The organism is Hyalangium sp., from assembly GCF_045802625.1.
In the GTDB taxonomy this organism is placed as follows: domain Bacteria; phylum Myxococcota; class Myxococcia; order Myxococcales; family Myxococcaceae; genus Hyalangium.
In genome coordinates this window covers 69,307-78,767 of sequence record NZ_JBJMQP010000010.1, presented here as the reverse complement: position 1 = coordinate 78,767, position 9,461 = coordinate 69,307, and the positions used below count along the sequence as shown (strand labels likewise).

Below are 9,461 nucleotides of genomic sequence, written 5' to 3'. Positions count from 1 at the left end.
CTGGTGGATCGGCTGGTGGAGGATGGGCTGCTGAAGCGCGGCGCGGGAGAGGATCGCCGCTGCGTGCGCCTGGAGGTGACGGAGGCGGGCCGCAAGGAGGTGGCCGTCTATCACGCCGAGCTGGAGCGGCTGGAGAGCGACGTGCGCAAGCACCTCACGGTGCAGGAGCGGAAGCTGCTCCTGCAGTTGCTGGAGAAGGTGCATGCCGGAGTGCTGCAGACCGGCGACGCCGCCACGGATGAAGAGGAGGGGGAGAAGTAGCGGCGGGAGCGGGAGCCTCAGGCTGGCGGAGGCGCCTGGCGCGCCCAGTTGCGGTGCGCGGCGATCGCCTGGATGAAGCGCTGGCTGAACTTCTTCATGTCCGCCTTGGCGCTCTGGACGATGCCCGGATCGTCGTCGAGCTTCTGCGCCACCGCGATCTTGTTCAGGCCCGCGGCCTCGATGAGCATCGCCCCCGCGCCCGAGAAGGCCAGGGCCTTGCAGTGCTTGTAGGCCTCGCGCACGAAGTCCACCGCGTCCGGGATCTGCTGGAGCGTGGCCACGCTCTTCTCCCCGCCCGGGACGTAGAGCGCGTCGTACAGCACCGAGTGCGCGGTCTGGAACGTCCGCAGCGGGCCCTCATCCGAGCCCTCCTCGCTCTTGAGGGGGCTGAGCGTGGGCGCCACCACCTCGACGATCGCGCCCGCCGCCGTCAGCGCGCGCTTCACCGCGTCCAGCTCCTTCGCCGAGTACCCATTGGCCACCAGCACCGCGATCTTCCGCGTCTTGATGGAGTCCTTCGCAGTGTTCTCCATGCTCAGGGAGGGCGCGGTCTCGATCGTGTTGCGAGCCTTGCCCGCCTTGGGCGGCTTGGACGGCTTGGGCGGTGTCACTCCCAGCGCGTTGGCCACGCGGATCGCCATATCCGAGTCGATGTTCGCCAGCACCTGGTGCACGACGCGCTCACGGACCACGGCGCGCTCGCACTTGCCGAGCTCGAACTCCAGCGCCGCGATGAGGTGCTCCTGCTCCGGCTTCGATAGGCTCTTGAAGAAGAGCGTGGCCTGGCTGAAGTGATCGCCGAAGCTCTCGCTGCGCTGGCGGATCTTGCCGCCGCTGAGCCGCTCCGGGAAGTGAGTGAAGCCCTGGTTCGGGTGGGCCAGCGCCGGGCACCCGCCTCCCAGCGAGTTGGGGTGGTAGTTGGCCCGCCCCGTGTTGATCGTGTCGCGGTGGAACCCATCCTGCTGGTGGTTGTGCACTGGGCACACCGGCCGGTTGATGGGGATCTCGGCGAAGTTGGGGCCGCCCAGGCGCGTGAGCTGCGTGTCCAGGTACGAGAACAGCCGCGCCTGGAGCAGCGGATCATCCGTGAAGTCGATCCCCGGCACCACGTTGCTCACGCAGAACGCCACCTGCTCCGTCTCCGCGAAGAAGTTGTCCGGGTTGCGGTCGAGCACCAGCTTGCCCACCCGCTGCACCGGCACCTGCTCCTCCGGCAGCAGCTTCGTCGGATCCAGCAGATCGAAGCCGTACTTCTGCACGTCCTCCTCGGGGAGGATCTGCAGGCCCAGCTCGTACTCGGGGAAGTTGCCCGACTCGATGGCCTCCCAGAGATCCCGGCGGTGGAAGTCCGGATCCTTGCCAGCGATCTTCTGCGCCTCGTCCCACACCAGCGCGTGCGTGCCCAGCAGGGGCTTCCAGTGGAACTTCACCAGGTGCGACTTGCCCTGCGCGTTGATCAGGCGGAAGGTGTGGACGCCGAAGCCCTCCATCATCCGGTAGCTGCGAGGAATGGCGCGATCCGACATGGCCCACATGATCATGTGAGCCGTCTCCGGCACCAGCCCCACGAAGTCCCAGAACGAGTCATGCGCCGAGGCCGCCTGCGGCATCTCGTGGTGCGGCTCGGGTTTGACGGCGTGGACGACGTCCGGGAACTTGATGCCGTCCTGGATGAAGAAGACGGGGATGTTGTTGCCCACCAGATCGAAGTTGCCCTCCGGTGTGTAGAACTTGGTGGCGAAGCCGCGCACGTCGCGCACGGTGTCCGCCGAGCCTCGGGAGCCAGCCACCGTGGAGAAGCGCACGAACACCGGCGTGCGCAGGGAGGGATCCGTGAGGAACTTCGCCTGGGTGTACTTTTCCAGGGACTGGTAGACCTGGAAGTAACCGTGGGCCGCCGAGCCTCGGGCGTGGACCACGCGCTCGGGGATGCGCTCGTGATCGAAGCGCGTGAGCTTCTCGCGGAAGTGGAAGTCCTCGAGGAGCGTGGGGCCTCGGACTCCCGCCTTCAGCGAGTCATCCGTGTGCGGGATGGGAATGCCCTGATCCGTCGTGAGCACCGTGTCCTCCGGGCGCTCCCGGAAGGGCTCGAGGCTCTGGTTCTTGAGTTGTTTCGTGGGATTCGAAGCGGGCTTTCGCGGTGCCATAAGGTCCTGGTGACGGGGGCGGCAGAGCGCCCCACGGGTGGCGCCGCAAGGTCATCACGTTCGAAATCGTGAGCAAGGCGAAGCGACGCGCCTGTCACCTCATGGACGTTCGGACATGGGGAAGGAGGTCCGAACCGGACGTCTGGACATCTGCCCCTGCCCATGTCCGGACGTCTGGACAATCTGCCCTTCCGCATGTCCGGACGTCTGGACATCTACCCCACCTCTCCAGACGGTACTCGGGGAGTTCGGGCCGAAGCCTCCCTGGCGGGGCGTCCGGAGGTAAGGCCCGGGCGCCACCCGGCGGCTCCTCCTCTTGCCCGTGGCAGCCCTCTAGCCTGAGCCCCTGCTGACAAGAAGGGGTGACCCATGCTGCTGTGGCGGAGGCTGTGGAAGGCCGTCTTGCTGCTGGCGGTGCTCGTCGCGCCTGGGGCACACGCCGCTGACGAGACAGGCCCGGTGCGAGCCGCATGGGGCCACCGGTGACGCCCGAGCGCCTCACCCCACAGCAGCGCCAGGCCATGGCGCCGCTGCTGGGCACCGGAGCCGTCGCCGCCGAGGGCTATGCCCACTGGGAGAACCGGCGGCGCATCGTCACGCACTACGTGCTCACCCACCCGGTCACCGTTGGGTACCAGCTGCTGCTGTATGGGGCGTCGAGGGACATCAACCCGCTGCACTTCGCGCTGGAGCGAGGCTGGCGGATGGGCAGCGGCCAGGAGCTGTTCACCGCCCGCCCGGTGTCCCAGCTGGGAGCGGCCCAGGAGTTCTTCACGGCGCTGGCGGCGGGAGTGGCTGCTGGCAAGTTGATGACCGCCACGCGGCCGGTGCCCGGGTGGGCTGCCCCGGAGCCCGTGGAGCCGGTGGGCTTGGGCAAGGGGGAGGCTCCTCCCGCTCCGCTGAGAGCCAAGGCACCTGCTCCAGAACTCGCTCCGGCGGGTCCAGAAGCCGCTCCAGCGCCCGCACCGCCTCCTCCGGCACCGGGCCCGCTCGCGCCCTCTCCGGAACTGGTCCAAGCGCTCACGGGCAAGAACCCGCCGCCGCCGGTGCCCGCCGGCCCGCGTCTACGTCAGGACCTCACCGTCAAGCCGAAGGTGCCAGACCTACTCAAGACGACCCGTCCCATTAGCCCCAGCCCCAGGCAAAATGCTCAACTTCAGAGAGATATCGAGTACCTGAAGGAACTCAACGCTGAGAACATTCGGGTGAACCAGCAGCAGCTCAACCTGGAGAACAAGGCGCGCGTGGGAATCAATCGGCCAGACCTACAATTCGACTACAAGGGCCGCCGCTATTATCTGGAGTACGACTCACCCACTTCGGGCCGTGGCTCTGGCCACCAGTCACGCATCACCGCCAATGACCCGGAAGGCGTGGTCATCTTGATCATCATCCCTTGAGGGAGGAGGCGGGCCGGAATGACGCAAGAGATGAAGGGACTGCTGCTGGAGGACCGCTGGGCGCCTGTCTCCTCGACGATGGGCTTTCTGGAACTGGAGGCGGAGCAGGCGGCGCAAGCTTTCGCCACCTGGCAGAGAGGGCTGGTGGCGTCCGATGGCTTCACCGTGGAGGTCCTCCCTGTCTCGGGCACCCTGGAGCAAGTGCTCTCCCGCCTGCTGCCCCTGACCAGTGGGGAGAGGCAGCGGCGGTACGTGTTCATCCCCACGCGCAGCGCCTGGACAGCCTACGTCAACAGCGTGTGGACCGGGACGGATGCCGCCAGCCCCATGAGCTACATGGCCCGGAGGCTAAGCATCCGCTGCCTGCGGGTGGTCGCCGTGCCCCATCCGCTGCGCGGGGACCAAGGCCGCTATGGCGCGGTGATGCTGGATGTGTTCGGCCCGGAGCAGCCGGGGAAGATCCACAACTATGTGCGCGCCATTGAGGTGGCCAATGATGGAGGCCGCTGGGTCTTCGAGCAGGAGGGTGAACCCTTCCCCTTCGAGCAGGTGGATCAGTACCAAGCGTGCCGGGTGAGGGACCGCTTCACCTTTGAGATGCTCAAGGACTACCTGCGCCACCTGGGGCTGGCCCCCTTCGAGGAAGACTTCTACATGCCTCCGGGCACCCGCGCGTGGCTCGTCCAGAAGACAGGCCCCTTCACCACCGCGGGGCGGGAGTACACTTTGGAGGCGGCCCGCGCCGCCCGGGTGTTGTGACGCCCCCGTACTCCGGTGGCGGCGCGGGAGAGAGCCCAAAACACGAAGGCCCTCCCCCAGTAAAGAGGGAGGGCCCGGTGCTGACAACGGTGTGTGTCGCTCGGGCCGGGCTCAGGCGGCGCGGGCCGGGCGCAGGTTCGGCATCAGCAGGGCGGCAAGCTGCTCCATCTGCTCGAGCGGCACGTCCTTCAGGTTCATGAGCAGGAACCAAGCCACGGTACGGGAGGACGAGGAAACGCGGATTTACCGCACGGTGGGTCTACAAAAACATGCGACAAAGCTCTGTCCGACGTGTCGAACGCCCGGTTCGCGACGTGTCGAGCTCTAACGTTCGGACATTGCCGAGACAGTCAGCGCAGGCGCAGGCCGTGGATCCAGTTTCCGCGCGTGGCCAGCACAGCCATGTCGCCGAAGATGGCGGGCGAGGCCTCGATGAGCCCCGAGAGCTTGAGCGAGTCCAGCTCCGCGCCGTTGCGCGCGTCGAGCAGGTACACGGTGCCGAGGATGTCGCCCTGGAGCAGGAAGGTGTGGCCCTGGTCATCCTTGCAGGCGGTGGGAGAGGACCAGGCGTAGTGCTCCAGCGGCTTGCGCCAGTGCTCCTCGCCGGTGGCCTTGTCGAGCGCCACCATGAGGCCATCGTTGAAGCCCGGGCAGCGCGAGAGCGTGAAGACGACCTGGTTGCCAATGTCTCCCGTGCCGACCAGGGGCGTGGCAAAGACGCCCGCGTCGATCTTCTTCGGAGGCCCGAGCGCGCCCGTGCACGGATAGGAGCGCTCCCAGAGCACGCGGCCCGTGAGCCCGTCCAGCTTGCGCAGCCAGGCCTTGCCGCGCGGGCCTGTCTTGTCCACCTCCGTGCCGGTGTAGAGCACGGGGTGCCCGTTCTCGAGCTCCACCGGGAGGCTGGCGTCGGTGTCATCGCCCGCCTTGAAGGCCCACACCGGCTTGAAGGTTCGCAGATCGAGCGCCTGCACCGTGCCTCCGTTGTCGGCGAAGAAGGCCAGGTTGCCCACCACGGAGATGGAGTTCTCGATGCCGTAGTGCGGGCTGCCCTCGGGCGTGTAGCGGTAGCGCAGCACCTCGGGGCGGACCTTCAGCGTGAGCTTGATCGAGTCGAAGTCGGTGTTGAGCTTCAGCGCGTAGAACAGCCCGTTCTCGCCGCCCAGCAGGTAGCTGTCGGTGTTGCGGTTGAGCAGGCCGGAGCTGTCGAAGGCGCCCCAGGTCCGCGGCGAGGCCTTGTCTCTGCCGGGGAGGAAGAAGACCTCCTGGTGGGTGATGAGATCGTAGACGTGCAGCCCGATGGGCTTCTTCTGCGGAATGCCCTGGCCGACGAAGAGCAGCGGGTAGCCGCGCGGATCGAGCGAGACGCTGCCCTTGATGGGATTTCCCGTGGCGATGGGCGGCCGTGTGGGGCGGCCCGTCTTCAGATCCAGGAAGTACACCGAGCCGTCGAGAGAGCCCTGGATGACCTCGATGAGACCCTGCTCGAAGCGGCGGCGGCCCAGGCGGACCATCGAGTGGCGGATGACATCCGGCCACTGGACGATGACGGGCTCGCCCGTCCACCCGGCGCCTCCGAACCAGGGCGGGAGGCCCTGGGTGGTGGTGGCCGTCCAGGCCAGCTCGAGCTTGTGCTCGCGCATGGGACAGGTGCCCCACGAGCCGCCCGTGCGGGTCGGGCCTCCGCGGAAGGTGAAGATGCCCGTGGCCTCCGAGTAGCGCTCGGGGAAGATCTGGACCAGCCGCGAGGGCGGAGTCTCCAGCTCCTGGCCCGTGACGGTGACGTGGTAGCTGGCGAGGTGGGTGTCGTCCGGCTTGACGTCGAAGACCCGCGGCTCGGGCTCGTGCCGCGGCCGAGGCGCGGGAGGCGGGCGAGGGGAGGGTGCTGGCGCCGCCACCACCGGGGCTTGAGGCATGGCCGCGGCAGGAGGAGCGACGGGCGCAGTCGAGGTGCGGCAGGCGCTCGCGAGACAGAGCCCGAGCCGGGCGAGGAGCGCCAACCGGCTCCAGCGCTGCGCTGCTCGAGCCCCTCGTACGCCTTCCACGCCCACCGCCACGGTTCTGGCTCCGCTGTGCCTGGGATGCTGGCTCAGGTGCCCGTGGCGATCTGGGCTGCCAGGGCAGGTTGCGCCGCTCGCAGGAGCCACCCGGTGGTGGCGAGGATGCCGTTGTCCACGAGCTTCTGCTTCAGCTCCTCCGAGAGCGTGAAGTCCGTGGTGGAGACGTTCGCGTTGTCGATGAAGACCGTGCGCTGCATCGAGTCCGGATCGAGGCGGAGCCGGTTGGCTGCGTTGAGCATGAAGCCGAACAGCGCCTTCGCGTAGCTCTCCAGGCCGGTGACGGAGACAGAGGGAGGGGTGCCATCCTGCTCCAGGTGCTGGATCTGCTCCTTCGTGCCCAGGCTGAAGCCCAGCGTGTCGTTGTTCACACCGATCTCCGGAGGCATCACCGGCTTGCCGAGGACTGGATCGCGCAGGAGCCCATCGAAGAGATCGATGGGGTAGTTCCATGACAGGCCCCCATCCACGTACACGTCCCCATTGAAGTGGAAGGCCTCGAAGAAGAGCGGGATGCTCATGGACATGCGCACCGCCTGCCACAGCGTCACGTTCGGGCGCGTCTGCGCGGAGAACACCTCGGCCGTCTGCCGGGTGAGGTTCGTGGTGACCACGTAGAGGTTGCGGAAGCGGGCGGGCTCCTTCGCCGCCAGCGCCGAGAGCTGCGCGAAGGTGAGATCCGGCTGGGCCGTCCCGGTGAGCCGCTGGGTGAGCGTGCCGAGCTGCTGGCGGAACCACTGCTCGAACTCGTCACCCTTGTAGATGCCGTAGAACTTCACCAGCCGCACCGTGTCGCCGATGACTCCGCCCCGGCCGTCCATGAAGGTGGCGAAGTCCGTGCTGCCGACGATGGATTGGATCTCGTCCGCCGTGGCTCCCACCGCCAGGAGCGCCGCGGTGATGGCGCCCGCGGAGGCGCCGGCCACGTTCTCCACGGTGCGCAGCAGATCCTGAGCCTGGAGTACCTGGATGGCGCCGGAGTAGGCGATGCCTTTGACGCCGCCGCCCTGAAAGACGAGGTTCTTGATGACCATGCCGCGAGCTTAAGGCAGCCGCGCCCACGGCTCCAATCCGCGGGCGTGCGCTCGCCTTCGAGTTCGAGCTGAGCTTGCCTGCCTACTCCTCGTCGGGCTCGCCCGCGCCGCCCCCCATGCGGGTGATGTCGTCCTTGTTCACCTTGTCCACGTTGAACTTCTGGGCGCTGGCCAGCATCTTGGCCACCGTGGGATCGAACTCCACGGGGCTGTCATCCTTCTTGAAGCGCAGGAAGTTGAGGCGGGCCACGACGAAGTTCTTCAGGTAGGGGCTCTGGAAGCCCTTGTCCTTGAGCGCCGTGACGATCCGCGCCACCGCGTCATCCAGCTCCAGGAGCTTGTTGGCTCGGGCCTCGCGAACCTGGAGTGCCTCGGCCATGGGCAGATCCAGGAAGCGCTCCATGCGCTTGACGACAGGGTTGTAGGCACCGGCGGCGAAGCGTGGCCGCTTCTCGTAGGCGGCGCCCAGGGTGATGAAGGAGGGCTCCTCGAAGAGGTTGGCGAAGTCCGCCTCGCGCCCGGCCCGGGAGCCGGTGAGCCCGCGGTGCATGCGGATGACCTCGAGCGAGCGCTCCTTGAGGTTGTGCGCCTTCTCCGTGTTGAGCGCGAGGATCTGATAGGCGACGTCCTCCTCGGGCAGCACCAGCGCGACGATGGACTTGGCGCCCAGCAGCCTCGAGGCGTTCAGGCGGTGGTTGCCGTTGGGGGTCCAGTACTTGCCGTCCTTGCGCACGGCGATGACGGGATCCAGGAAGCGATCCAGCCGCTCCATGGCGGTGGCCAGCCGCTTCACGTGGGGCTCGGAGAGATCGCGCTGGTAGGGGGTGGGCTCCACCTTGTCGATGGGGAGCACGGCGAACACGACGGTGTGAGCGCCCAGCGGATCCCGGTACACCGAGAGCACCTGGCCCCCGTCCTGTTGGATGGCCTGGATGAGCTCGGTGGGCTGTGCGGCCGCCTCACTGGCCACCTCGGCGGCGCTGAGGCCCTTGGAGCCCGGTTCGACCTTCTTGCGGCGCGGCTTGCGTGGCGTGGTGCTGCGGGCCCTGGTCGCTGCCTTCTTCGCTGCCATACATCCCTTTCTGGCTAATGCACTCCGAGTTGGTGATCCCACTCATACAGGTGCTCGAGCAGATCCGATGTGCACGCCGCGGAGATGCGCTCGAAGGAAGCCGGGTCGAGTGTGGCGAGGTGTTGGCGCAGCAATCCGGGGTTCGCCAAGACGTCGCGGTGCTTGAGATCGCGCGCCGCCTCGAGTGCCCGGGGCATCTGCCGGACAATGGCCTCGAGGCAGTCCTCCCGAGTCGCTCGCGCCATTCTCTCCGCAGCCAGCTCGAGCCGTTGACGGACCGAGGCTTCTCCCATGGGGCACCACGCATCCATGGCCCAGTCACTGGAGGCGATCATCAGTTCCTCCAAGGTGAGCACGGCGTTGAGCCTCTTGAAGAGGTAGCGCACGGATTGGAGTGGCTCCCAGAACCGCAGCACCGCCTGGAGGCGGAGCGCCACGCGCTCGGCGCTCATCGGGGCGGTTTGCGAGATCATGAAGTACAGCGCCCCCCAGCTGCTCTCACGGCAGAATTTCTCGTAGGCATCGCCTATCTGAAACGAGTTCTGCCAGTCGAGGGCTTCACACAGCCCGCTGATGACATTGAAGACCATGTACAGCCGCCATGCAGGTCGCTCGCGCTGGAAGTCCGCTATTTCATGAGTCAACACCAATGTGCCGGGAGGTACTTCCAGCAACTCATGGGGAGCAGGGAAGGTACCGTTGATGCGGTACTGCTCGGCGCAGCGGCGGCCCTC

The 9,461-nt window shown here is 67.2% G+C and carries 8 protein-coding genes; 3 read left to right on the top strand and 5 right to left on the bottom strand.

The features are described 5' to 3' along the window. On the top strand, positions 1-261 hold a 261-nt coding region (locus tag ACJ8AT_RS02390; protein WP_407735890.1), incomplete at its 5' end, for a MarR family winged helix-turn-helix transcriptional regulator. A gap of 17 nt (positions 262-278) precedes the next feature. Here the strand turns inward: ACJ8AT_RS02390 and ACJ8AT_RS02385 are convergent. Beyond that, the gene (locus ACJ8AT_RS02385) at positions 279-2,408 is read right to left on the bottom strand and encodes a catalase (protein ID WP_407735889.1); all 2,130 of its coding nucleotides are present in this window, start codon (positions 2,406-2,408) and stop codon (positions 279-281) included. A 470-nt stretch (positions 2,409-2,878) separates the two neighbouring features. On the opposite strand from ACJ8AT_RS02385, the gene ACJ8AT_RS02380 reads away from it, so the two are divergent. Together ACJ8AT_RS02380 and ACJ8AT_RS02375 are read left to right on the top strand one after the other, a co-directional pair. Then, entirely contained in the window at positions 2,879-3,808 is a 930-nt protein-coding gene (locus ACJ8AT_RS02380; RefSeq protein WP_407735888.1) for a hypothetical protein, read from the top strand. 18 nt (positions 3,809-3,826) lie between these two features. Continuing rightward, complete coding sequence (locus ACJ8AT_RS02375; protein WP_407735887.1) at positions 3,827-4,567, top strand: hypothetical protein; 741 nt, start codon at positions 3,827-3,829, stop codon at positions 4,565-4,567. A gap of 350 nt (positions 4,568-4,917) precedes the next feature. On the opposite strand, the gene ACJ8AT_RS02370 is transcribed toward ACJ8AT_RS02375, so the two are convergent. The 4 genes from ACJ8AT_RS02370 to ACJ8AT_RS02355 all read right to left on the bottom strand — a co-directional run bounded on the left by ACJ8AT_RS02370 (position 4,918) and on the right by ACJ8AT_RS02355 (position 9,401). Beyond that, positions 4,918-6,480, bottom strand: a complete 1,563-nt coding sequence (locus ACJ8AT_RS02370; protein WP_407735886.1) for a PQQ-binding-like beta-propeller repeat protein — start codon at positions 6,478-6,480, stop codon at positions 4,918-4,920. 173 nt (positions 6,481-6,653) lie between these two features. Continuing rightward, a complete protein-coding gene (locus tag ACJ8AT_RS02365) occupies positions 6,654-7,655 on the bottom strand; it encodes a patatin-like phospholipase family protein (RefSeq protein ID WP_407735885.1) in 1,002 nt (333 codons plus the stop codon). Between the two features lie 82 nt (positions 7,656-7,737). Next, positions 7,738-8,727, bottom strand: a complete 990-nt coding sequence (locus tag ACJ8AT_RS02360; RefSeq protein ID WP_407735884.1) for a ParB N-terminal domain-containing protein — start codon at positions 8,725-8,727, stop codon at positions 7,738-7,740. 14 nt (positions 8,728-8,741) lie between these two features. After that, on the bottom strand, positions 8,742-9,401 hold the full coding sequence (locus ACJ8AT_RS02355; RefSeq protein WP_407735883.1) for a hypothetical protein: 660 nt from the start codon (positions 9,399-9,401) through the stop codon (positions 8,742-8,744). Positions 9,402-9,461 lie beyond the last annotated feature (60 nt).

Bases quoted from the DNA above. Each gene is read 5' to 3' on its own strand.
- ACJ8AT_RS02385 (WP_407735889.1), bottom strand. From the start codon at position 2,408: ATGGCACCGCGAAAGCCCGCTTCGAATCCCACGAAACAACTCAAGAAC.
- ACJ8AT_RS02380 (WP_407735888.1), top strand. From the start codon at position 2,879: ATGGGGCCACCGGTGACGCCCGAGCGCCTCACCCCACAGCAGCGCCAG.
- ACJ8AT_RS02375 (WP_407735887.1), top strand. From the start codon at position 3,827: ATGACGCAAGAGATGAAGGGACTGCTGCTGGAGGACCGCTGGGCGCCT.
- ACJ8AT_RS02370 (WP_407735886.1), bottom strand. From the start codon at position 6,480: ATGCCTCAAGCCCCGGTGGTGGCGGCGCCAGCACCCTCCCCTCGCCCG.
- ACJ8AT_RS02365 (WP_407735885.1), bottom strand. From the start codon at position 7,655: ATGGTCATCAAGAACCTCGTCTTTCAGGGCGGCGGCGTCAAAGGCATC.
- ACJ8AT_RS02360 (WP_407735884.1), bottom strand. From the start codon at position 8,727: ATGGCAGCGAAGAAGGCAGCGACCAGGGCCCGCAGCACCACGCCACGC.